A 23,277-nucleotide genomic window follows, 5' to 3' on the forward strand; every position below is an offset into this window, starting at 1 on the left:
ATGACCATCCAGTCCGAAGCGCAGTTAGAGACCAGTCTGATCCAGCGACTGACCGCCAAGGGCTGGGTGCCGGTGCAGCTGGCAGATGAAGCAGCGCTTTGGGCGAACCTGCGGACGGAGTTGGGCGCGCATAACGCAACCAGCTATTCACCCGCGGAGTTTGTCAAAATCCGCAACCATCTTGAAAAGGGCAATGTGTTCGCCAAGGCGCACACCCTGCGTGACCGGTTCCAGATGACACGCGACGATGGTAGCAGCCACTACGTGCAGTTCCTGAACGCAGAGCACTGGTGCCGCAACCGCTATCAGGTGGCGACGCAGATCGGCCTGCAAGGGCGCCGTAAGAACCGCTATGACGTGACCCTGCTCGTGAACGGCTTGCCGCTGTGTCAGATTGAGCTGAAGCGGCGTGGGGTCGAGCTGAAGGCGGCGTTTGACCAGATCAACCGCTATCAGCGCGACAGTTTCACGGCTGCCGGTGGGTTATTCCAATTCGTGCAGATCTTCGTGATCTCCAACGGTGTCAATACGCGCTACTACGCCAATAATCGCAACCAAAGCTTCAAGCAGACCTTCACGTGGTCCGACATTGGCAACAAGGCGATCAACCGGTTGGAGCCCTTCGCAGATTTCTTTCTGGAGAAATGCCACCTGTCAAAGATGATCGCCAAATACGTGGTGATGCACGAAAGCGATCAAATCCTGATGGTGCTGCGTCCGTATCAGTATTACGCGGTCGAAGCGATCACCACGCAGGTGCAGCAGGGCCACGAGCATGGCTATATCTGGCACACGACAGGGTCTGGCAAGACGCTGACCAGCTTCAAAGCCGCGCAGAACCTGTGTGAGAACCCCAAGGTCGAGAAGGTTCTGTTCGTTGTCGACCGCGCTGATCTTGATTATCAGACGACCCAGGAGTTCAACTTCTTCTCACCCGGCTCCGTGGACGGCACCGACGACACCCGCGCGCTGGTGCGCCAGTTCACGGAGCCTGGCCGTAAGCTGATCATCACCACCATCCAAAAGCTGAACACAGCAATCTCCAGCGAGAGATTCAATCCAGCTTTGCAGTCTGTCAAGGATGGTCGCATCGTGATGATTTTCGATGAATGCCACCGCAGCCAGTTCGGTGAGGCACATCGCAAGATCCGTGAGTTTTTTCCGCGCGTGCAGATGTTCGGTTTTACCGGGACACCAATCTTTGCTGACAATGCGGTGGGGCGGCGCACCACAGCGGACCTGTTTGGCAAACGGCTGCACACCTATGTCATCACCGACGCCATACGCGACGAAAATGTTCTACGTTTCTCGGTTGAATACATGACCACCACGCCGACGATCGCTGGCGAAGACGCTGAGGCTCGGGCGGCGCGCGAAAAGCTGTTGGCGTCGCGTGACGTGATGGAAGACCCACGACGCATCGAGAAGATCGTCGATTGGGTTATCGAAAACCACGACAGAAAGACCAGACAACGCCAGTTCGGTGCAATGATGTGCGTGGGCTCGGTCGATGGCTTGATGCGCTATTACGATTGCTTTGAGGCGAAGCGAAAATCCGGTGCGCATGATCTGAAGATCGCAACGATATTCACCTATGCCGCCAATGAAGCTGACCCCGAAGCTGACGATCTGATCCCCGAGACCGATTTTCCGGTTGGCGCCCCGTCACCAGCACAATTGCCGCGTCGCGACAAGCTTGCTGAATATGTGGCTGACTACAACGCCCGCTATGGCACCAACGAGAGCGCGATGGATGGCGGCGGGTTTTACACTTACTATCGCGCCTTGGCGAAACGGGTGAAGTCGCGCGACAAGAAGACGTTCACATCTGACACGGGCGTGGACATCCTGCTTGTCGTCAATATGTTCCTGACTGGCTTTGACGCCAAGACGCTGAACACGCTCTACGTCGACAAGAACCTGAAGTTCCACGGCCTGATCCAAGCGTTCTCGCGCACCAACCGCACGCTTGGGCAGGAAAAGAGCCAGGGCAATATCGTTTGCTTTCGTGACCTCAAGGAGCGTACCGACGAGGCGATTGCGCTGTTTGCGGATAAGAACGCGAGAGAGACCATTCTTGTCGGCACCTACGAAGAGCAGCTTGAAAAGTTCAGCGCCGCGGTGCAGGCTTTGCTGGAGTTGACCCCTACGCCTGACGCTGTAGATGACTTACCGCATGAGGAAGCCGAAGCCGAGTTCGTCAAGCGCTTCCGCGAACTGATGCGCATCCGCAACGTGCTCGCCAGCTATTCGGAATTCAAACCGGATGACTTGGCGATCGAGGCGCAAGCCTTCGAAGAGTTCAAATCCAAGTATCTCGATATTGCGCAAAAGACCAAGGAGCCGAAAGACGACGAGGAACCGTCACCTCTGGACGATCTGGACTTTGAGCTGGAACTGATCCGTCGCGACGACATCAACGTGGCGTATATCGTGGCGCTCTTGGCCTCGCTCAATGCGTCGATCCACGAAGGCACGATTTCCAAAGGTAAGGCCACGGCGCAGCGCAAGCGGATCTTCGATCTGTTGACGTCCGAAACTCAGCTGCGTGACAAGCGTGACCTGATCTCACGCTTTGTCGACCAGAACCTGCCGATGCTTGGACCAGATGATGACGTGAGTGCAGCCTTCTCAGCGTATTGGTCCGCAGAGCGCGATGCTGCCTTCACGCGCTTCTGCTCCGATGAACATCTTGACCCCAGCGCGTTTGGCATCCTGTTCGGTCGGATGATCTATACTGGCAAGGCACCACTTGGTGATGAGGTCGTCGCGACCATGACCGAAAAACCCAGCATTTTGAAACGTAGGACTACAGTCGAACGCATCATCAGCGGCATGCAGCACCTGCTGTCGACCTTTGATGAAGGCACTGGGGAGTTGAGCGAGGACTGAACCTCGCAGCAAGTCATAATCCGCAGCATAAATTGCAGTGCCTTAATCTTTGCCAGACACCAATGATAATAATTCTGATCGGCTTGGGTCACCTCCCCAGATCATAAGACGGCAATGCATCAATCATCCTTGATCTCGCTAATATCGTGATGTCACCATAGTCGTCGCCTGAAGTTCTACTTGCATGACCTTGAATAGCGTCAAGAACTCGGTCCGACATTCCCAGCTCGCGCCCTTGGGTCTTGAAGCGGTGACGCCAGCCGTAAGAAGGTTGAACCCCCTCAGGCACCAGGTTTCGCGATTGTAGCCACTCAGAAAGTCTTCCGCTCGTCGCGCGAGCGCCGGCCATAAACGCCTCTGGGCGTTGTGCTCTGTGGAAAAGCGGTCCCGCCTGCACAGTTCGTAAGAACTCAATGAACCCTAGGTCTAGGATCTGGCTATGCAAAGGCACGTCTCGATAATGACCGGTCTTGACCGAACCAGCATCTGGTGTGACCCGCAGTATCCAGCGATCATCTTCTTGCCTAATGTCTTCCTTTCTAAGCTGGGTCATCTCAGTGACCCGCGCGCCCGTGAATGCGCAAAGCAAAGGAACCCAACGCTTGGCGCGTGTTATGTGTTCGCTTTTACGGTTTGATGGGTTTGTTGCTTTTGCCGGCTGATAGTTAGTTGTGACCTTCAAAATCTCGACAGCCTCCGGTTTTGTGTAGCCCCTTTCGCGAGAATGAATTTTCTTGCCCACTTTTTGGTGAACCGTGTCGGCTTCATTGCTTGGTAGTCGCTTTTCTTTGAATGCCCAAGTCAGAACAGCGCGGATGGCCGCAAGGTATTTGTCCGATACAGTCTTCGCAGATTTACCGGATGCCAGCAAAGAATCGCGCCAGTCTAGGAGATTTTGACCTGTTATCTTACGAGCATCACTATGGCCTAGGAATTTTATAAGAGAATCAAGGGGATATTTCCAACTTGCGCCTCCATCTCGGTGTGTTCCCAGAGCTTGAGATTTTACTATATAACTTTGGAATAGCAGTTTGAGGGGTACTGCCGGTAAACCGCGGTCAGAGCTGGTAGGCGGTTTAAGAAGCGGGTCCAATGCTTGCATGGCATAGTTGCCCTTATCTCGACGCAGAGTTTGTTTCAGCGCATCTATCTGAGCGCGAGTTATCTGCGTGGCCAGGTCGCGCCATACATGCGATCCCTTCACCATTAAATCTCCTATGATCAACGTATTGCTGGACCTCGACATCGACGAAACGTGTGTCACCTGATGCGAGCGAGGCTTCAAGCGCAGACAAGCGTCTAGTCCGGAGGTTTGTGTCGAAGTGCCGTGCACCAGCTTTGAGTTCAAAATCCGTGTAGACATTGAACAAGCCGATTGGATTACGCCAGATGTCAGCATCCCCCATATCAATTCGCTGCATTAGTTTTTCGCGCTCGTCGTCTAACTCTTGAGGAGTGGGCATGGTTGCGCGTTTGTGATCGTCTTGTTCGAGTGTGGAGGTGTAATGTTTCCATGCCAAGTCCTGAAAATCTTCAGCCGTCAAATCCCCTGAGCAAGCTATTGCTTCTTCATGTATCACTTCCGGTGCTACAAGATGATCAGCATTTGCGATTTGCGCTTGAAGGCGTGCGACAGCAGCAGCGTGATTGCGGTCTGCAACACGAAGATCACCGCCCAAAGGCTCTATCAGTTCTGATTTTCCAAAGATGGATTGAAGGTGTTTGGGAACAGCGATCCGTGCCCAGAACCGTCCGTTCTTCTCTTTCCAATGGCGCCGTTTTCCAGCCATATCCAATCCCATTCTGGCACCTGCTCTGGCACCAGAAACGGCACTATGCTCAAGTAATCAAGCACTTTCTTTGACATCAATGGGTTAGGATGGTGCTGTGAGAGAGGATTGAACTCTCGACCTCACCCTTACCAAGGGTGTGCTCTACCACTGAGCTACCACAGCATCTTGTTTTCCGAACTGCTACCCCGTGTTTTGCGGCGATGCAAGCAGGCTTTAAGGGCCTGTGGGTTTTCGACTTTGGCTTTGGCAATCACCTGTTGCGAGGGGATTGCTTTGCCATGGCCTTTGCCACTGCATCTTGCGCGTATCCGGGGGTTCCGGTCGACGTGGCGGCTGATTAGTCGGAAAATTCAGGTGGTGCAAGGGCAATCTGGACCCTTTTTGCTTGGCGATGTAGAGAAGGGACATGAATAGCGATAAAACAAGCCCTCCGCCCGCAAGAACCACTGGTGCCAAGCGCCAGAAAACAGGTGCCGAGTTGAGGGAAGAACGCCAAAAAGCAGCGCTCAAGGCGAATATGGCGCGGCGCAAGGCACAGGCAAAGGCCCGGTTGGGTCAACACAATGACAAAAGTCAGGGGCAGTAAATGGATTCGATTCTGGTACGCGGCGGTGGGGAACTGAACGGGGTTATCCCGATTGCGGGCGCAAAGAACGCCTGTCTGACGCTAATGCCTGCGACACTTTTGACGGAAGAGCCGCTGACGCTGACCAATGCGCCGCGCCTGTCAGACATTCGCACGATGACCGAACTGCTGGGGTCACTCGGGGCCGAGGTGGCCAGCCTTCAGGGGGGGCAGGTTCTGGCGATGAGCAGCCATGACATCACCAATCATACCGCCGATTATGATATCGTGCGCAAGATGCGGGCCTCGATTCTGGTGCTGGGGCCGATGCTGGCGCGCTATGGCCATGCGGTTGTGTCGCTGCCGGGTGGCTGTGCGATCGGCGCGCGCCCGGTGGATTTGCATTTGCAGGCATTGGAGGCTTTGGGTGCGGAACTGGAATTGCGTGAGGGCTATGTCCACGCCAAGGCCAAAGGCGGGCGGTTGCGCGGTGGTATGATCGACTTTCCAATGGTTTCGGTGGGGGCCACGGAAAACGCTTTGCTTGCTGCCAGCCTTGCCAAGGGCACAACGGTTATCAAAAACGCCGCACGCGAGCCTGAAATCGTGGATCTTGCGCAATGTCTGCGCCGGATGGGCGCGCAGATTGAAGGGGAGGGCACCAGCATCATCACCATTCAGGGGGTGGATCGTCTGGGGGGGGCAACGCATCCGGTGGTGACCGACCGGATTGAGCTGGGCACCTATATGCTGGCCCCTGCGATTTGCGGCGGCGAGGTGGAATGTCTTGGTGGGCGCATCGACCTTGTGGGGGCGTTTTGTGAAAAGCTGGATGCGGCGGGGGTCTCGGTCGAGGAAACCGAACGCGGCTTGAAGGTCAAGCGCAAGAATGGCCGGGTGAATGCGGTGGATGTGACGACAGAGCCGTTTCCCGGCTTTCCGACCGATTTGCAGGCGCAGATGATGGCGCTGCTGTGTACGGCCAATGGAACCAGCGTGCTGGAAGAGAGAAATCTTTGAAAACCGCTTCATGCATGCCCCCGAATTGATTCGCATGGGGGCCAGGATTGATGTGCATGGCGGTCAGGCCACGGTGACCGGGGTGGACAAGCTGAAGGGCGCGCGGGTGATGGCGACCGATTTGCGGGCCAGCGTCAGCTTGATTCTGGCTGCGTTGGCGGCAGAAGGGGAAACCGTTGTCAGCCGGGTCTACCACCTTGATCGTGGCTATGAGCGGGTTGAGGAAAAACTGGGTGCCTGCGGCGCGCATATTGAACGGATCGTGACATGACGGACGCGCGGTTTGAAGATGGGGCCGAGGCCCCGCTGGCGTTGATCGCGGCGGATGCTGATGATCTGGCGGTGATGTCGGCGTTGTTGCAAGATGCGGTGCTGCCAGTGTCTGACATGCGCTATGTCGCCAAACGGCGCGAATTTGGCCTGTTGCTGAATCGTTTCCGCTGGGAAGATCGGGCCGCGGCGGAACGCGCGGGCCGCGCCTATGAGCGGGTGCGCTGTTTGCTGGTGTTTCGCGATGTTACCGCGGTACGCTCGCAGGGTATTCTCCAGCAAGAGGGGGATATGATCTTGTCGCTGCTGTCCATCGGCTTCGTGGCGGGTGAAGATGGCACTGGCCGTGTGATTCTGACGCTGGCTGGCGATGGCGCGGTGGAACTGGAGGTAGAAGCCCTGAACGCCACTGCCCGTGATGTAACCCGGCCCTATGTGGCACCGTCGCGCAAGATGCCCGATCACGGGGCATGAGGGGGGCGGCTGGGGGCGCGCCACACCCCTTGCGGCGCATTTCCCCGCGGTATTTTTGCCAAGCTGAAATCAGGGCGCGCTTGAGATAGGGGCGCAGGCGGGCTAAAGGGGGCACAAGCGATAAAAAGGGGCCCGCGATGCCGGTTTTTCTGTCCACCTCTGACGTTGATTTCGAGGCGCGGTTTGTCGCCCTGTTGGGGGCCAAGCGCGAAGACAGCGTTGACGTGGATGAGGCGGTTGCCGCGATCATTGCCGATGTGCGCAGCCGTGGGGATCTGGCGGTGCTGGATCTGACGCAGCGCTATGACCGTCTGGCACTGACGCCCGCGACGATGCGGTTCAGCCCAGCAGAAATAGAGGCGGAATGCACCAAGGTTTCGCCAAAGGACCGCGCGGCGCTTGAACTGGCGGCAGAGCGTATTCGCGCCTACCATGCCCGGCAACGCCCCGAAGACGCGATGTGGGAAGAGCCAACCGGCGCGCGGCTTGGCTGGCGCTGGACGCCCGTGTCGGCGGCGGGGCTGTATGTGCCGGGGGGGCTGGCAAGCTATCCGTCCTCGGTTTTGATGAATGCGATTCCGGCGCAGGTGGCCGGGGTCGGGCGGTTGGTGATTTGCTGCCCGACGCCGGATGGCATCGTGAACCCGCTGGTTTTGCTGGCGGCGCGCATTTCGGGTGTGACGGAAATCTACCGCATTGGTGGCGCGCAGGCGATTGCGGCGCTGGCCTATGGCACTGAAACCATTGCGCCGGTGGATAAGATCACCGGGCCGGGAAATGCCTATGTTGCCGCTGCCAAGCGCCGGGTCTTTGGCCGCGTGGGAATTGACATGATCGCGGGCCCATCGGAAATTCTGGTGATTGCCGACCGCGACAATGACCCCGACTGGATCGCGCTTGACCTGCTGAGCCAAGCCGAACATGACGCCAGCGCGCAGAGCATTTTGGTGACAGATGACGCAGGCTTTGGCGCGGCGGTTGCGGCTGCGGTTGAAAAGCGCCTTGAAACGCTGGAGCGGCGCGCGATTGCGGGGCCAAGCTGGCGCGACAATGGGGCGGTGATCGTGACGCGCGATCTGGCCGAGGCGGCGCTGCTATCCAACCGCGTCGCGCCCGAGCATCTGGAACTATGTGTCGCTGATCCCGATAGCCTGAGCCAACAAATCACCCATGCAGGCGCGATTTTTCTTGGCCAATACACACCCGAGGCGATTGGCGATTATATCGGCGGGCCGAACCATGTGCTGCCCACCGCGCGCTCTGCCCGGTTTTCCAGCGGGCTTTCGGTGCTTGATTTCATGAAGCGCACGACCTTGGCGCAGATGACACCCGCTGCCTTGCGCGCAATCGGGCCTGCAGCAGTGCGGTTGGCCGGTTCGGAAAGCTTGCAGGCGCATGGGCTATCGGTTCAGGCGCGGCTGGATCGGTTGAATGACCAAAGCGTTTCGCCCTGACCCTGGCCCGCATATCGCTGCCTGAAACAAAAGAGTTCAACGCGTTATGTGACAGACCTGGTTTCCGGCCAAAGGCGAAACGCGATGGACCATGGCGGCCAAGCGCCTGAAACCCCTTGCACCACAGGGCGCAAAAGGCCATCAATCCGCAGTACTTGTGATGGAAACAGCCTGATGACCCGCATTTGCCATATTGAAATTGATGAAACCGGCCTTGCCCTGCCCACGCCCGAGATCGAGCAGGAACGCAAGGTTGCGGTCTTTGATCTGCTGGAAGAAAACAGTTTTGCGCTGCCCCTGCGTGAGGGCAAGGCGGTGCCAGAGGGGCCGTATCGGCTTGGCCTTTCGATCCGCGAGGGGCGGCTGGTGTTTGATATTGCGACCGAGGCTGCGGAAAAGGTGGGGGAATTCCATCTGTCTCTCGGCCCGTTCCGGCAGGTGGTGAAAGATTATTTCCAGATCTGTGAAAGCTATTTTGAGGCGGTCAAACGCCTGCCCCCCAGCCAGATTGAAGCGATTGATATGGCCCGGCGTGGTATTCACAACGAAGGCGCGCGGGTATTGCAAGAGCGTCTGAACGGCAAAGCCGAGGTTGATATGGATACCGCCCGCCGCCTGTTCACCCTGATCTGCGTCCTGCACTGGGGCTGAGCGTGGCGGGTTTTCCCCAATCGGTGCTGTTTTGCTGCGATCACAACGCTGTACGCTCGCCCATGGCCGAGGGGTTGATGAAAAAACTGTACGGGCAAAGGGCCTATGTGCAATCGGCCGGTGTTCGCAATGATCTGGAGGTGGACGGGTTTTCTATCGCCGTGTGCCGCGAGTTGGGGATAGAGCTGTCACGCCATCGCAGCCGCTCGTTTGAGGAAATGCAGCAATGGGGGGATGATCTGTCACAATTTGACCTGATCATCGCGCTGTCGCCCGCCAGTCAGCGCATGGCATTGGAGCTCACGCGGTTTCACCACCTTGAGATCGAGTATTGGCCGATTCTTGACCCCACAGGTCTGGGCGACGCCCGAGACGTAAAGCTTGCCGCTTATCGGCAGGCGCGCGACCAGATTCGCGCTAGAATGTTGGAACGGTTCGGCCCGCCTGATGCGCCGCCGCAAGAGGATAAGACATGAGCAAAGACCTGATTTCACGCTATTACGCCGCCTTCAACGCGGGCGATGCCGCTGGCATGCTGGCCTGTGTGACCGATGATATCGAACACCGCGTCAATGAAGGCGCCACCCGTCGGGGCATTGAGCGTTTTGCGGAATTTTGCAGCCATATGGGCGTCAGCTATCGTGAGGAGTTGCGCGATATCGTGGTGTTTGCCACTGAAGATGGCAGCCGGGGGGCCGCGGAATTTGTGGTGCATGGCACCTATCTGCAAACTGATCCGGGCCTGCCAGAGGCCAAGGGGCAAACCTATACGCTGCCCGCCGGGGCGTTTTTTGACATGCGCGGCGGCAAGATCGCGCGCGTGACCACGTTTTACAATCTGGTCGATTGGGTCGCCCAAGTTTCATGATTGATCTGCGCGTCTTGACGGGGGGGGCGCTGGACGCCGCATTGGATGATGTCGCCGCCCTGCGCATCGTGGTGTTTCGCGATTGGCCGTATTTGTATGACGGCACAGTGGAATATGAGCGCAGCTATCTGGAAAGCTACCGCAACAGCCCGGCTGCGGTTTTGGTTGGCGCCTTTGATGGCGAAACACTGGTGGGGGCGGCCACCGGCACCCCGATGGAAGACCACGCCGCCGAATTCGGTCTGGCCTTTGCCGGGGTCGGTCTTGCGCTGGATCAGATTTTCTACTGCGCCGAATCTGTGTTGCTGCCTGCCTATCGCGGCCTGGGCATCGGCCACCGCTTTTTTGATCTGCGAGAGGGGCATGCCCGCAATCTGGGCCGCAGCCATGTGGCCTTTTGTTCGGTGATCCGCCCCGATGACCACCCTTTGCGCCCCGCCTTCGCACGTTCCAACGATGCGTTTTGGCGCGGGCGTGGCTATGCGCCTTTGCCCGGTGTCATCGCCGCCTTTGAATGGACCGATCTGGGCCAAACTGCGCCCAGCAAGAAACCGCTCCAATTCTGGATGCGCGCGCTTTGACCAAGGAGTTTTTGATGAAAATTGCCGCCGCTGCCTATCCGTTGACCTATTTCAATGACTTTGCCGAATATCGCGCCAAGATGACCGCCTGGGTCGCGGATGCGGCAGGGCAGGGCGCCAGTTTGCTGGTATTCCCCGAATACGGCGCGATGGAACTGGCCAGCCTTGGCGGCCGCGCCGTTGCCGCCGATATTGAGGCCGCCTTGCATGAGGTGGCCCGTCACGGCCCCGCCGTCGACGCATTGCATTGCGCCTTGGCGGCACAGCATGGCGTTTATATTCTGGGCGCGTCGGCCCCGTTTTTCATTGGTGAGCGCCCGGTAAATCGCGCCGTGTTTTACGGCCCCGACGGCATTATCGGCCATCAGGACAAGCAAATCATGACCCGGTTCGAACGTGAAACCTGGGATGTGGTGGCGGGGACGGGCCTGCCGGTGTTTGATACGCCCATTGGCAAAATCGGCGTCGTGATCTGCTATGACAGCGAATTTCCGCTGCTTGCCCGCGCGATGGTCGAGGCGGGGGCGGAAATTCTGCTGGCCCCGTCTTGTACCGACAGTTTCGCGGGCTTTACGCGGGTGCGCGTGGGGTCGATGGCGCGGGCGCTGGAAAATCAGTGTATTGTGGTGCATGCACCGACCGTGGGGCAATGTGATTTTTGCCCGGCGGTGGATGAAAATATCGGGGCGGCCGCTATCTATGGCCCGCCCGATCACGGCTTTCCGGCCAATGGCATCTTTGCCGAAACCCCGCTGAACGCGCCTGGTTGGGCCGTGGCCGAGGTGTCTTTGGCCGATGTGCATCGGGTGCGGCGCGATGGCGGGGTGTTGAACCATTTGCATTGGCCCGAGCAAATGGCCCGTATCACCGCCAAGGCTTGATCCAGTCGATTTTTGTCGCTCCCCTTGACCAAGGCGCGCCAATCCCCGACATCATGGGGTATAGATAGAGGAGCAGCCAATGGCGAACCATGAAGTGACGGCAACCGAATTCCTGCAAACGCGCCGCTCGGTGCCCGCCAAGATGCTGGGGCTGCCGGTGCCCGACCGTGACGCGTTGCTGCCCTTGCTGACCGCTGCGGCCCGGACGCCCGACCATGGCAAGCTGGAACCCTGGCGGTTTTTGGTGCTGGAACGCGGCGCGATGGGGCGGCTTGCATCTTTGGTCCGGGCCCGTGCCGTTGAATTGGGGTATGACGCCGAAAGAACCGCGAAAGGGGCGGGCCAGTTTGAGACTGGAAACCTTGCTGTTGTCGTGATTTCCAGCCCGAAATCCGTAGAAAAAATTCCGCAGATCGAGCAGATATATTCTGCCGGGGCGGTGTGCCTGTCGCTGCTGAATGCGGCCCTTGCAGCAGGTTGGGGGGCGAACTGGCTGACAGGCTGGCCCGCGCATGACCGCGACTTCATCACCGCCGGCCTTGGCCTTGCACCGTCCGAGAGCGTCGCGGGGATCATCCATATCGGCACGCGTGCCCAGACCCCTCCTGAACGGCCGCGCCCCGATCTGGCCGCTTTGGTGACCTGGGTGCAGGAATGATCTTTTCCGATTTTGCCAAGGCGCTAGGCCAACTTTCGGACCCGCGCTTTCGCCGCGTCATGCTTCTTGGTGTTGGCCTGACGCTGGCACTTTTGGTTGGTGTTTATGCGGGGTTTCTTTGGGTCATTCAGGTCTTTATTCCTGATAGCGTGAACATTCCGCTGGTCGGCCCGGTCGGCGGGCTTGATACGCTGTTAAGCGTTGGCTCGGCGCTGTTGATGGTCGGGTTATCGGTGTTTTTGATGATGCCCGTCGCCTCGGCCTTTACCTCGTTGTTTCTGGATGATGTCGCCCAAGCGGTTGAGGACCGGCATTATCCCGGCCTGCCGCCCGCGCAAGGCCAAAGCTTTGGCGATGCTGCAATTGATACGCTGAATTTCTTTGCGCTGCTGGTCACGGTCAACGTGCTGGCGCTGATCCTGTATGCCTTTGCCGGGCCGTTCATTCCGGTGGTGTTCTGGGCGGTGAACGGGCTGCTGCTGGGGCGTGAATATTTCACGCTGGTTGCCGCGCGGCGGATGGGGCGCAAAGAGGCCAAGGCCCTGCGCAAACGCCATTGGCTGACGGTGTGGTGGGCGGGCGGGCTGATGGCCGCGCCGCTGTCCATCCCCCTCGTCAACCTGCTGATCCCGGTGCTGGGGGCGGCCACCTTTACCCATCTGTTCCATCGCCTTCACGCGTTGGAACAACGCAACCCGCGTTAAAGATCGGTAGAGCGGGGTGGCAAACGCCCCATGAAATCGAAATCGCGCACGGTGATCGTGCCCGACAAAATGATCGCACTTAGCAGCGCCCAGATGATCGCGGCGATGATTGTGGTGATCCAGGCCTTGCGCTTTACCACAAAGCCCGCCGGCGCGCCAACGGGTGTTCCGGGCACGACCACGCCGTCATCGGCCTGTGATTTGGGTTTCAGCGGCAGCACGACAAAAAACGTCATGAACCAGCAGATCGCGAACAGCACAAAGGCGGCGGTAATGCTCATACTTGCTCCAGTTCCACCAGACAGCCGTTGAAATCCTTGGGGTGCAAAAACAGCACCGGTTTGCCATGGGCGCCGATCTTTGGCTCTCCGCTGCCCAGCACCCGCGCGCCTGACGCCTTCAGGGTATCACGCGCGGCCAGAATATCATCCACCTCATAGCAGATATGATGAATTCCGCCTGCCGGGTTCTTTTCCAAAAACCCGGTGATCGGGGAATTTTCGCCCAAAGGGTACAGCAATTCGATCTTGGTATTGGGCAGGGTGATGAACACCACCGTCACGCCATGATCCGGCTCATCTTGCGCGGGGCCGACGTTTGCGCCCAGCGTGTTGCGATATTGCGCGGCGGCCGCCTCCAGGTCGGGAACGGCAATGGCAACGTGGTTCAGGCGTCCGATCATCATGGGCTCCGGTTTTGGTGGTTTGCATGGCTTTATGCGGTGCTGCGGCGGTCAGGGCAAGGGGGGCGGAAGGGCGCAGCGGGTTTACGGCGAAAAGGTGACGATTGTTGCAGATTTTTTGCAAAGGATTTCATCAATTGTTAGCGGGTTGGCGGTTCATATAAAGCCTGATCTGACCTGAGAGAGGTGCCACAATGCCAACCGCCTGCGCTTTGCCCGAAGGCCCCGGTTTTGCCAATATCCGCCAACAGCAGGTTTTGCCGCTGTCGGGTGTCACGGTGCTGGCGGTGGAAGACAGCCGCTTCGCCTCCGAGGCGCTTCGGCTTTTGTGCCAACGCAGCGGTGCGCGGTTGCGCCGGGCCGAAACGCTGGCCGCCGCCCGCCATCACCTTGCGGTCTATCGCCCTGATGTGGTTCTGGTTGATCTGGGCTTGCCCGATGGCAACGGCGTTGATCTGATCCGTGAATTGGCCAAAAACGGCGCAGGCGCCTCGGTGGTTCTGGCGATCAGCGGTGACCCGGACGGTTGGTCAGCCGCGATGCGGGCCGGGGCTGCGGGGTTTCTGGAAAAGCCGGTGGACAGTCTGGCAAGGTTTCAACAGGTCATTCTGGGGCATTTGACCGGGCAACCACCGGGGGCCGTGGCTGTTGGCGCACAGCGGATTCAGCCAGACCGTCAGGCGTTGCGCGATGATCTGATTCATGCCGCAAACCTGATTGAAACCGCGTGTGATGGCCCACAGCAGTATATCGTCGATTTTGTCCGTGGGGTGGCACGCAGTGCCCATGACCCGGCGCTGGAAGGTGCGGCCGTTCATGCCCACACCTCGGCCGAGGCGCTTGCCGGCCTTGGCCGCGTGCTGCAGCAACGGATCAGGCACGGCGGCGATCTTTTTGACAGGGTTGCATCGGAAAAACCATGCCAGTGACAGCCAGAACCTGCCGTATCAGCCGCGCAAGCCCGGATCATCATCGGCGCGCACCAGCTGAGTCAGCTCGCTCAACCGTTCTTTTTGCAGGCCGGTGGCGGTGAAATTCGACGGCGCGAGCCAAGCCAGAAACGCCTCTCGCAGGGCGGGCCATTCGCTGTCGATTACCGAAAACCACGCGGTATCACGGTTGCGGCCTTTGATCACCGCCGCTTGCCGAAAGATACCCTCATAAGAAAAGCCAAACCGCTGCGCTGCCCGGCGTGATGCCATATTGGCGGCGTTGCATTTCCATTCATACCGGCGATAGCCCGCGTCAAAGGCCCATTGCATCATGAGAAACATCGCCTCGGTGGCTTGGACCGATTTTTGAAGCTCCGGGCTGATGCAGATGTGACCAATCTCAATTGACCCTGCGGTTGGTGAAATGCGCAAATAACTGGCCACACCGCCGCAATGCCCGGTGGCCAGGTCGCGCAGCACATAAAACAGCGGGTCCTCCAGCGCGGCCATTTCCTTGGCCCAACGATGATAGGCCGCAGCCGAGGCGAAGGGGCCATAGGGCATGTAATCCCACAAGGTATCATGGCCGGAGAACGCGCGGTGCAGATCGGCGGCATGCAGGTCGGCATCCAACCGTTCCAGCCCGACATGGGCACCCATCAGCGCCGTACCGACCGGCGCAGCAGGGGCTACCCATTTTGAAAGGTCTTTAGCCATGTTCCGCGCGCCCTCGCAGCAAAGAAATTTGCCTTGTTATGCGGCCATCTTCGGGCCACAGCAACCACGAACTGCAAGGCCCGAAAACGGCAGCAGGCCTTGCTACCCGCTCGGGCCGGGATGCAGCGCGATGGGCGCTGTCAGCATCAACCAACATGGCGGCAAGTCCGGGCGCAGCCCTGCGAAAACGGGGTCGCCCACCGGCAGCACCCCATGCCCCGCGCAAGATCGGCATGTGCTGGCGGTGATCAGGCCTTCGTGTCGGCCCCGAAGGCGGCGGCTGTTTGATGCTTTGCAGGCCATCCTTGCTTGCAGTGCAGACAAGGAACCGCCGGTTGGAAGCCGAATTTCGATTCAGCCAGCCGAAAGGGCTATGATTTCGATGGTCCCGCCCCCGCACAATCCCGGCACAAGACAGCATAGGGCACCGCATCCAGACGTTCGGCCGCAATCTCTTCGTCGCATTTCTTGCAAATGCCGTATGTTCCGTTTGCAATGCGAATCAATGCGCGGCCCAGAAGCTGAATTTCCCGCTCGCCAGCGCGCCCCAAACCTTCCAGCACCTCATCATCTTGCAGCTCGATGGCCTGATCTGCCAGATCGGGGTCGGCGGTTACATCCAGCGCGTCTTCGACATTCCGCAAACGATCGCCAAGCTCAAGCAGGCGTGCCTCTATTTGATGTTTGTGGCGTTCAATATCCAGCATGTTTTATCTCCAGCGTTGATAGGTGTTGTCTCGGATCATAGTATGAAAGCAAAGCATCCGTCATCTGCCCCCGCAAGGCTGTTTTACAAGGACTTCAAAACCATGGCGGCGATATCAAAGGATCGGATGCGGGCTGCCGGATCATGTATCATGCCGGTGATCATCACCTCATCCGGGGCGTGGGTGGCCAGAATTTGTGACAGTTGCGCCCGGATGGTTTCGGGCGAACCCGTGGCCGAGCAAGACAGCGCGTGCTGCACCTGTGCCAGAACGGCAGGCGGAACTTCGGCGCTGATATCGGCCACCGGGCGCGGCAGCTTGCCGGGGGTTCCACTGCGCAAACGCGCAAAGGCAAGGATTTGCGAACTGCGCAAATATTGCGCTTCGCTATCGGTTTCGGCGGCGCAAACCCCCGCAGCCAGCATTGCATAGGGCTTGGTCAAATGGCGCGAAGGGCGAAAGGTAGCGCGGTAAGTCGCCAGTGCCTCGCCCAGCAGGGCCGGCGCGAAATGCGACGCAAAAGCGTAGGGCAGGCCAAAATAAGCGGCCAGTTGCGCGCCATAAAGGCTGGACCCAAGAATCCAGACCGGAACATTGGTGCCGATACCGGGAATCGCCTGCACGCTTGCCCCGTCCGCGGTCTTTGGGGGGGCGTCGCCCAGATAGCCGATCAATTCCTGCACATCGGCGGGAAAGCTGTCTTCGACCGCCATGTGGCGGCGCAGCGCGCGGGCCGTGGCGAGATCGGTGCCCGGTGCGCGGCCCAGGCCAAGGTCGATCCGGTTGGGGTAAAGCGTGGCAAGTGTGCCGAATTGTTCGGCAATCACCAAGGGCGCGTGATTTGGCAGCATGATACCGCCTGCGCCAACCCGGATGGTTTTGGTCGCAGCGGCGACATGCGAAATCACAAGGCTGGTCGCGGCGCTGGCGATGCCGGGCATATTGTGATGCTCGGCCAGCCAATAGCGGGTATAGCCCGCGCGCTCGGCTGACTGGGCCAAGGCCACTGAATTGGCCAATGCATCGGCTGCCGTGCCGCCTTCGGGAATGGGGGCCAGATCAAGGATGGAAAATACGGGCATCTTTGCCTCCTGTTGCCCTTTAGGTAAGGGGTGGGGCGGCGCGTTCCAAGAGGGTGCCAAGGTTTATGGTCAAAAGCCTTTGACCAGCGCATCAATCGCTTTCAACTGCGCCAACAGCCCGGCCAATTGCGACAGGGGCACCATATTGGGGCCATCCGAGGGGGCTGCGTCAGGGGTGTCATGGGTTTCGATAAATACCCCCGCCACGCCCACCGCCACCGCTGCGCGCGCCAGTACCGGCACGAATTCACGCTGACCACCCGAAGAGCCGCCCATGCCGCCGGGTTGCTGCACCGAATGGGTCGCGTCAAAGATGACAGGCGCGCCGGTTGCCGCCATGATCGGCAAGCTGCGGAAATCGCTGACCAGCGTGTTATAGCCAAAACTCGCGCCGCGTTCGGTCAGCATCACATTGGCATTTCCCGACCCGGTAAGTTTCGCCACGACATTGACCATATCCCAGGGGGCCAAAAACTGGCCCTTTTTCACATTGATCACCCGGCCAGTCACGGCCGCCGCGATCAACAGGTCGGTTTGGCGGCACAAGAACGCCGGGATTTGCAGGATATCACAGACTTCGGCTGTCGGGGCGCAATGCGCGGCCTCATGCACGTCGGTCAAAACCGGCATGCCAAAGCGCGCCTTTATTTCGGCAAACACCTCCATCGCCTTTGCCAGACCGATCCCACGCGGGCCGGACAGGCTGGTGCGGTTGGCCTTGTCATAGCTGGCCTTGAACACGGCCTGCACGCCGACGGCGCGGCTGATCTCATCTATTGCCGCCGCCATTTCCAGGGCGTGATCGCGGCTTTCCATCTGGCAGGGGCCAAGAATAAAGGCCACGGGGGCGGCGTTGTCAAAGTTGACATTGCCAGCGGTCACCGTTTTGTTCACGTCCATCTTGTTCCCTCTGCGCGTTATGATCTGCGCCATTTACCGCCGCCGCAGCGTTACACGCAACCCCCGCGATCCTGATGCGCAAAGCTAATGGCAAGCTAATGGCAAAGCTAATGATTGACCCGACTCAGGTTTTGCGCCTATGAAATGAACAACTGTTCAATTCATTTCGGAGGAACCAGAAATGTTCATGGCCTCAATGCGCTTTGATCTGGGTGAGGATATCGCGGCGCTGCAAGATATGGTTCATCGCTGGGCGCAAGCGCGGGTAAAGCCGATGGCGGCCCGGATCGACGCCAGCAATGTCTTTCCGTCCGAACTATGGGCCGAAATGGGTGACCTTGGGCTGTTGGGCATCACCGTGCCCGAGGACGAGGGCGGCGCAGGAATGAGCTATCTTGCCCATGTGATTGCGACCGAGGAAATCGCGCGGGCCAGCGCCTCGGTTGCCCTGTCTTATGGGGCACATTCCAATCTGTGTGTGAACCAGATCAAGCTGAACGGCACGGCCGCGCAAAAGGCGAAATACCTGCCGGGGCTGATTTCGGGCAAGGCTGTCGGGGCGCTGGCAATGTCAGAGGCGGGGGCGGGATCGGATGTGGTTTCCATGAAACTGCGGGCCGAGAAAAAGAACGGCTATTACACCCTGAGCGGCAATAAATACTGGATCACGAATGGTCCCGACGCCGATACGCTGGTGGTTTATGCCAAGACCGACCCCGCAGCAGGCAGCAAGGGCATGACCGCCTTTATCGTGGAAAAGTCGATGAAGGGGTTTTCCACCAGCCCGCATTTCGACAAGCTGGGGATGCGCGGCTCTAACACTGCGGAACTGATCTTTGACAATGTCGAGGTGCCGTTTGAGAATGTTCTTGGCCTTGAAGGCAAAGGCGTGCGGGTGCTGATGTCGGGTCTGGATTACGAACGTGTGGTGCTTTCGGGCATCGGCACCGGCATCATGGCGGCCTGTCTGGATGAGGTGGTGCCGTATTTGCAAAGCCGCGAGCAATTCGGCCAGCCGATCGGGAATTTCCAACTGATGCAGGGGAAAGTTGCCGATATGTACACAGCGATGAATTCGGCCCGCGCCTATACCTATGAAGTGGCCCGCGCCTGTGACCGGGGTCAGGTGACCCGTCAGGACGCCGCCGCTTGCGTGCTCTATGCCTCTGAGCAGGCGATGGTACAGGCACATCAGGCCGTGCAGGCGCTTGGCGGGGCGGGATTTTTGGCGGATAGTGCGGTAAGCCGCCTGTTCCGCGATGCGAAATTGATGGAGATTGGCGCGGGCACGTCGGAAATCCGGCGGATGCTGATCGGGCGTGAGGTGTTGGCGAAATGAAGCTGGTGATGATCTTTACGCTATTGGCCGGGGCGGCGCAGGCGCAGGTATTCGTGCCCGTTGTCAACCCTGCGCAGGTCGATGCCTGTTTCACGCAGGCCTTGCGCAATGATACGGATGCAAGTTGTATCGGCGCGGCTTCGGGCGTTTGCATGGAGCAACCCTATGGCTATACGACCCAAGCCATAAGCCAATGTACCGATGCCGAGACGGTGGTGTGGGACGGCTTTCTGAACCGCGAATACAAGGCGCGGATGGCGCAGATCACGCCGGATCAAAAGACCGCGCTGCGGGCTGCACAGCGGGCATGGATTGCGTTTCGTGATGCGGATTGCCAGTTGCAATATCAGATGTTCATTGATGGCTCGATGCGCTCGAACATTTATACCGGCTGTATGCTGGACAAGACGGCGCAGCGCGCCTTGGTCTTGCGCGATCTGGGGGGCATGTGATGCGGCTGAACTCTTCTTTCCTGCCCAATACCGATAGCGCGCGTGCCAACCGGGCGGCGCATCTGGCGATGTTGGAAACGGTGGCACAAGCGGCGCAGAGGGCCGCTGCGGGGGGCGGTGACACGTCTCTTGCCCGCCACATCGCGCGCGGCAAGATGCCACCGCGCGCGCGGGTGGCAAACCTGCTTGATCCCGGCGCGCCGTTTCTTGAAATCGGCGCCACTGCGGCACATGGGCTTTACGGCAATGATGCCCCCTGCGCGGGGCTGATCGCAGGCATTGGCCGGGTGCGGGGCCAGGATGTGATGGTGCTGTGCAATGATGCCACCGTAAAGGGCGGCACCTATTACCCGATGACGGTCAAAAAACACCTGCGCGCGCAAGAGATTGCCGAGGAAAATCACCTGCCTTGCGTCTATCTTGTGGATTCCGGCGGTGCCAACCTGCCCAATCAGGATGAGGTCTTTCCCGACCGTGACCATTTTGGCCGCATCTTCTATAATCAGGCCCGCATGTCTGCCAAAGGCATTCCGCAAATCGCCGTGGTTATGGGGTCTTGCACCGCAGGCGGCGCTTATGTGCCTGCGATGTCGGATGTGACGATCATCGTGCGCGACCAAGGCACCATCTTTCTTGCCGGTCCACCTTTGGTCAAGGCCGCCACAGGCGAAATCGTCAGCGCCGAAGATCTGGGCGGGGGCGATGTTCACACCCGCCTGTCGGGCGTGGCCGATTATCTGGCCGAAGATGATGCCCATGCGCTGGCGCTTGCCCGCCGCGCGCTGGGCAACCTGAACCGTGCCAAACCGGCAACGGTGCAATGGCAACCCGCCGAAGATCCGGCCTATGATCCCGAGGAAATTCTTGGCCTCGTCCCCCCCGATCTGCGCACGCCCTATGACATCCGCGAGGTGATCGCCCGCGTGGTTGACGGCTCGCGGTTTGACGAATTCAAGGCGCGGTTTGGTGAAACGCTGGTGACAGGCTTTGCCCATATCAACGGCTGCCCTGCAGGCATCATCGCCAATAATGGCGTGTTGTTTTCCGAGGCTGCCGTGAAAGGCGCGCATTTTGTGGAACTGTGCAGCCAGCGCAATATCCCGCTGGTGTTTTTGCAAAACATCACCGGCTTCATGGTGGGGCGCAAATATGAAAATGACGGCATCGCGCGTCATGGTGCCAAGCTGGTTACGGCTGTTGCCACGACAAATGTGCCAAAAATCACCATGCTGATCGGCGGCTCTTTTGGTGCGGGCAATTATGGCATGGCAGGCCGTGCCTATTCGCCGCGCTTTTTGTGGACATGGCCCAATTCGCGCATTTCCGTGATGGGGGGCGCACAGGCGGCAGGCGTTTTGGCAACGGTAAAGCGCGATGGCATCGAACGCCAGGGCGGCACATGGTCAGACCAGCAAGAGGCCGCCTTCAAGCAGCCCACGCTTGATATGTTCGAGGAACAGTCGCACCCGCTCTATGCCTCGGCCCGTCTTTGGGATGATGGTATCATCGACCCCAGAAAAACCCGAGATATTCTGTCGCTTTCGCTGACCGCTGCCCTGAACGCGCCGATCGAGCCGACCAGATTCGGCATTTTCCGCATGTAACCGTTTTTCTGTTCAAAAATATCCTACGGGGGCGCCCGGCATGCGCCACTGGTTCAAGCCCACCGGGCGCGAGGGTGTGACCCCGGCGTTCGCAACAAGGGAAACATCAGATGTTTCAAAAAATCCTTATCGCCAACCGAGGCGAAATCGCCTGCCGCATCATCGAAACCGCTCGCAAACTGGGCATCGCTACCGTTGCGGTTTATTCTGATGCCGACAGAACCGCCAAACATGTGGCCATGGCAGATGAGGCGGTGCATATCGGCGGGCCCGCGCCCCGCGACAGCTATTTGCGCGCTGATGCAATCATTGCAGCGGCGCTGACCACCGGCGCGCAGGCCATTCACCCCGGCTATGGCTTTTTATCGGAAAACCCCGATTTTGTAGAGTCGGTGGAAACTGCTGGCCTGATCTTCATCGGCCCATCGGCGCAGGCAATCCGGGCAATGGGGCTGAAGGATGCGGCGAAAAAGCTGATGCAGGCGGCGGGCGTGCCGGTGGTTCCGGGCTATCTGGGTGAAAATCAAGCCCCTGAGGTTCTGGCGTCTGAGGCCGACAAAATCACCTATCCCGTGCTGATCAAAGCCGTGGCAGGGGGCGGCGGCAAGGGGATGCGCAAAGTGTCCGACCCCAAGGATTTCGCTGATGCGCTGGCCTCGGCCCGCAGCGAGGCCGCGACCGCCTTTGGCAATGACGCCGTGCTGATCGAAAAATACGTCGAAAAACCGCGGCATATAGAGGTGCAGGTGTTTGGCGACGGCAAAGACGCGGTGCATCTGTTTGAACGCGATTGCAGCCTGCAGCGCCGCCATCAAAAGGTGATCGAGGAAGCGCCGGCACCCGGTATGTCGCTGGATATGCGGGCCGCTATGGGCGATGCGGCGGTAAAGGCCGCGCGGGCGATTGGCTATAAAGGGGCTGGCACGATCGAATTCATCGTTGATGCCTCTGACGGCCTGCGCGCCGATCGGTTCTGGTTCATGGAAATGAACACGCGGTTGCAGGTTGAACACCCGGTGACCGAGGCGATTACCGGCGTTGATCTGGTCGAATGGCAGCTTCGCGTTGCCAGCGGTGAAAGCCTGCCCCTGCGTCAGGACCAACTGACCATCACCGGCCACGCCTTTGAGGCGCGGCTTTATGCCGAAGACGTGCCTGCCGGATTCCTGCCTGCGACCGGGCGGCTTGATCATCTGGCCTTTCCTGTCGGTGCCCGCGCGGATAGCGGCGTGCGGGCGGGCGATGTGATCAGCCCGTGGTATGATCCGATGATTGCCAAGATCATCGTGCATGGCCCCACGCGTGCCGTGGCCCTGTCGCAGCTTTCGCGGGCTTTGGCGCAAACGCAGGTTGCGGGGTCGGTCACCAATCTTGCCTTTCTGGGCGCTTTGGCGCGGCACGAAGGCTTTGCAAGGGGTGATGTCGATACCGGCTTGATCGAACGCGATCTGATGGCGCTTACGCAGGCACCGACGGCCTCGGATGCGGTAAAGGCGCTGGCCATTCTTGCTGCCGCCGCTTTGCCGGACGACGCGCTTGCGGGGTTTTCGCTTTGGGCGCCATTGCAGCGCGCGCTTGCGGTGATGCATCACGACGAGACAATTTCCGCGACGGTTGCGGCTTTGGGCCCGCAGCGGGCGCGGGTTTCGCTGGGCGGGGCGTGTCTTGGGGCCACCCGTTCCCACGGCGTCTGGCAGATAGACGGCGCCGAGCCGCTTCCGGTGATCAAAACCGCCAGCGCGATTTATGTCTTTGCGCCGCAGGGGGCCTTTGCCTTTACCCCGGTTGACCCGTTGGCGCGCGATGCGGCCGGGGCAGGGGCGGGCAATGCCACGCTGTCACCGATGCCGGGGCTGGTGAAGGCGGTGTTTGTGACCGCTGGCCAGACCGTTGCGGCGGGTGACAGGCTGGCGGTGCTGGAGGCGATGAAGATGGAACACACGCTGACCGCCGCCCGTGACGGTGTGGTGGCCGAGGTGCTGGCGCAGGCAGGCGATCAGGTCGAGGCCGGGGCCGCGCTGATCTTGCTGGCCGAGCCGGACGAGGCCTGA

Annotated in this window: 24 protein-coding genes, 1 tRNA gene and 1 pseudogene; 17 read left to right on the top strand and 9 right to left on the bottom strand. The window is 59.4% G+C overall.

All coding sequences use genetic code 11. The features are described 5' to 3' along the window. A complete protein-coding gene (locus VDP61_RS14395; protein ID WP_323007569.1) occupies nt 1-2,892 on the top strand; it encodes a type I restriction endonuclease subunit R in 2,892 nt (963 codons plus the stop codon). An 88-nt stretch (nt 2,893-2,980) separates the two neighbouring features. Here VDP61_RS14395 and VDP61_RS14400 read toward each other — a convergent pair whose 3' ends face one another. From VDP61_RS14400 to VDP61_RS14410, 3 genes are all read right to left on the bottom strand, one after another. Beyond that, complete coding sequence (locus VDP61_RS14400) at nt 2,981-4,099, bottom strand: integrase (RefSeq protein ID WP_323007570.1); 1,119 nt, start codon at nt 4,097-4,099, stop codon at nt 2,981-2,983. Continuing rightward, nucleotides 4,008-4,694, bottom strand: coding sequence for a DUF6538 domain-containing protein (locus tag VDP61_RS14405; RefSeq protein ID WP_323007571.1), 687 nt, complete (start codon nt 4,692-4,694; stop codon nt 4,008-4,010). Before VDP61_RS14405 ends, VDP61_RS14400 begins: the two co-directional genes overlap by 92 nt. A 78-nt stretch (nt 4,695-4,772) precedes the next feature. Then, nucleotides 4,773-4,847 (bottom strand) — tRNA-Thr (locus tag VDP61_RS14410). A 244-nt stretch (nt 4,848-5,091) separates the two neighbouring features. Here VDP61_RS14410 and VDP61_RS14415 point away from each other — a divergent pair. The 11 genes and pseudogenes from VDP61_RS14415 to VDP61_RS14465 all read left to right on the top strand — a co-directional run bounded on the left by VDP61_RS14415 (nt 5,092) and on the right by VDP61_RS14465 (nt 12,811). Next, nucleotides 5,092-5,271 carry a hypothetical protein gene (locus VDP61_RS14415; protein WP_323007572.1) on the top strand — a complete coding sequence of 60 codons (180 nt, stop codon included), beginning with the start codon at nt 5,092-5,094 and terminating at the stop codon, nt 5,269-5,271. Next, nucleotides 5,272-6,541: pseudogene (gene murA, locus VDP61_RS14420) on the top strand (UDP-N-acetylglucosamine 1-carboxyvinyltransferase). Continuing rightward, nucleotides 6,538-7,014, top strand: a complete 477-nt coding sequence (locus tag VDP61_RS14425) for a DUF2948 family protein (RefSeq protein ID WP_323007573.1) — start codon at nt 6,538-6,540, stop codon at nt 7,012-7,014. The pseudogene murA and the gene VDP61_RS14425 overlap by 4 nt, the downstream one beginning before the upstream one ends. A gap of 137 nt (nt 7,015-7,151) precedes the next feature. Continuing rightward, a complete protein-coding gene (gene hisD, locus VDP61_RS14430) occupies nt 7,152-8,468 on the top strand; it encodes a histidinol dehydrogenase (RefSeq protein ID WP_323007574.1) in 1,317 nt (438 codons plus the stop codon). 174 nt (nt 8,469-8,642) lie between these two features. Continuing rightward, a complete protein-coding gene (locus VDP61_RS14435; RefSeq protein WP_323007575.1) occupies nt 8,643-9,119 on the top strand; it encodes a UPF0262 family protein in 477 nt (158 codons plus the stop codon). A gap of 2 nt (nt 9,120-9,121) precedes the next feature. Further along, nucleotides 9,122-9,595: a low molecular weight phosphatase family protein gene (locus tag VDP61_RS14440; protein ID WP_323007576.1), complete on the top strand. Its 474-nt coding sequence runs from the start codon at nt 9,122-9,124 to the stop codon at nt 9,593-9,595. Further along, nucleotides 9,592-9,987 carry a ketosteroid isomerase-related protein gene (locus tag VDP61_RS14445; protein ID WP_323007577.1) on the top strand — a complete coding sequence of 132 codons (396 nt, stop codon included), beginning with the start codon at nt 9,592-9,594 and terminating at the stop codon, nt 9,985-9,987. Before VDP61_RS14440 ends, VDP61_RS14445 begins: the two co-directional genes overlap by 4 nt. Continuing rightward, complete coding sequence (locus tag VDP61_RS14450; RefSeq protein WP_323007578.1) at nt 9,984-10,568, top strand: GNAT family N-acetyltransferase; 585 nt, start codon at nt 9,984-9,986, stop codon at nt 10,566-10,568. The genes VDP61_RS14445 and VDP61_RS14450 overlap by 4 nt, the downstream gene beginning before the upstream one ends. Nucleotides 10,569-10,582: 14 nt before the next feature. Then, nucleotides 10,583-11,449 (top strand): carbon-nitrogen hydrolase family protein, encoded by an 867-nt coding sequence (locus VDP61_RS14455; protein WP_323007579.1) that lies wholly within the window; start codon nt 10,583-10,585, stop codon nt 11,447-11,449. Between the two features lie 79 nt (nt 11,450-11,528). After that, nucleotides 11,529-12,107: a nitroreductase family protein gene (locus VDP61_RS14460; protein ID WP_323007580.1), complete on the top strand. Its 579-nt coding sequence runs from the start codon at nt 11,529-11,531 to the stop codon at nt 12,105-12,107. Beyond that, on the top strand, nt 12,104-12,811 hold the full coding sequence (locus VDP61_RS14465) for an EI24 domain-containing protein (RefSeq protein WP_323007581.1): 708 nt from the start codon (nt 12,104-12,106) through the stop codon (nt 12,809-12,811). The genes VDP61_RS14460 and VDP61_RS14465 overlap by 4 nt, the downstream gene beginning before the upstream one ends. Here the strand turns inward: VDP61_RS14465 and VDP61_RS14470 are convergent. Beyond that, entirely contained in the window at nt 12,808-13,092 is a 285-nt protein-coding gene (locus tag VDP61_RS14470) for a DUF1467 family protein (RefSeq protein WP_323007582.1), read from the bottom strand. The two genes, VDP61_RS14465 and VDP61_RS14470, sit on opposite strands and share 4 nt — an antisense overlap. Next, a complete protein-coding gene (mce, locus tag VDP61_RS14475; protein WP_323007583.1) occupies nt 13,089-13,493 on the bottom strand; it encodes a methylmalonyl-CoA epimerase in 405 nt (134 codons plus the stop codon). Before mce ends, VDP61_RS14470 begins: the two co-directional genes overlap by 4 nt. A 194-nt stretch (nt 13,494-13,687) precedes the next feature. Here mce and VDP61_RS14480 point away from each other — a divergent pair, with 194 nt between their 5' ends. Beyond that, complete coding sequence (locus VDP61_RS14480; RefSeq protein ID WP_323007584.1) at nt 13,688-14,422, top strand: response regulator; 735 nt, start codon at nt 13,688-13,690, stop codon at nt 14,420-14,422. An 18-nt stretch (nt 14,423-14,440) separates the two neighbouring features. Here the strand turns inward: VDP61_RS14480 and VDP61_RS14485 are convergent, their stop codons facing one another. From VDP61_RS14485 to kdsA, 4 genes are all read right to left on the bottom strand, one after another. Then, nucleotides 14,441-15,142 carry a GNAT family protein gene (locus VDP61_RS14485; protein WP_323007585.1) on the bottom strand — a complete coding sequence of 234 codons (702 nt, stop codon included), beginning with the start codon at nt 15,140-15,142 and terminating at the stop codon, nt 14,441-14,443. A 371-nt stretch (nt 15,143-15,513) separates the two neighbouring features. Next, nucleotides 15,514-15,849, bottom strand: coding sequence for a TraR/DksA family transcriptional regulator (locus tag VDP61_RS14490; protein ID WP_323007586.1), 336 nt, complete (start codon nt 15,847-15,849; stop codon nt 15,514-15,516). An 83-nt stretch (nt 15,850-15,932) separates the two neighbouring features. Then, complete coding sequence (locus VDP61_RS14495; protein ID WP_323007587.1) at nt 15,933-16,931, bottom strand: LLM class flavin-dependent oxidoreductase; 999 nt, start codon at nt 16,929-16,931, stop codon at nt 15,933-15,935. Nucleotides 16,932-17,000: 69 nt separating this feature from the next. Then, on the bottom strand, nt 17,001-17,831 hold the full coding sequence (gene kdsA / locus VDP61_RS14500; RefSeq protein ID WP_323007588.1) for a 3-deoxy-8-phosphooctulonate synthase: 831 nt from the start codon (nt 17,829-17,831) through the stop codon (nt 17,001-17,003). Between the two features lie 181 nt (nt 17,832-18,012). Between kdsA and VDP61_RS14505 the strand changes: the two genes are divergently transcribed. From VDP61_RS14505 to VDP61_RS14520, 4 genes are all read left to right on the top strand, one after another. Continuing rightward, on the top strand, nt 18,013-19,170 hold the full coding sequence (locus VDP61_RS14505) for an acyl-CoA dehydrogenase family protein (protein WP_323007589.1): 1,158 nt from the start codon (nt 18,013-18,015) through the stop codon (nt 19,168-19,170). After that, nucleotides 19,167-19,622 carry a lysozyme inhibitor LprI family protein gene (locus tag VDP61_RS14510; protein ID WP_323007590.1) on the top strand — a complete coding sequence of 152 codons (456 nt, stop codon included), beginning with the start codon at nt 19,167-19,169 and terminating at the stop codon, nt 19,620-19,622. Before VDP61_RS14505 ends, VDP61_RS14510 begins: the two co-directional genes overlap by 4 nt. After that, the gene (locus VDP61_RS14515; protein WP_323007591.1) at nt 19,622-21,226 is read left to right on the top strand and encodes a carboxyl transferase domain-containing protein; all 1,605 of its coding nucleotides are present in this window, start codon (nt 19,622-19,624) and stop codon (nt 21,224-21,226) included. The genes VDP61_RS14510 and VDP61_RS14515 overlap by 1 nt, the downstream gene beginning before the upstream one ends. A gap of 110 nt (nt 21,227-21,336) precedes the next feature. Continuing rightward, nucleotides 21,337-23,277: an acetyl/propionyl/methylcrotonyl-CoA carboxylase subunit alpha gene (locus VDP61_RS14520; protein ID WP_323007592.1), complete on the top strand. Its 1,941-nt coding sequence runs from the start codon at nt 21,337-21,339 to the stop codon at nt 23,275-23,277.

The sequence above is a fragment of the Pseudorhodobacter sp. genome (assembly GCF_034675685.1).
GTDB lineage: Bacteria > Pseudomonadota > Alphaproteobacteria > Rhodobacterales > Rhodobacteraceae > Pseudorhodobacter.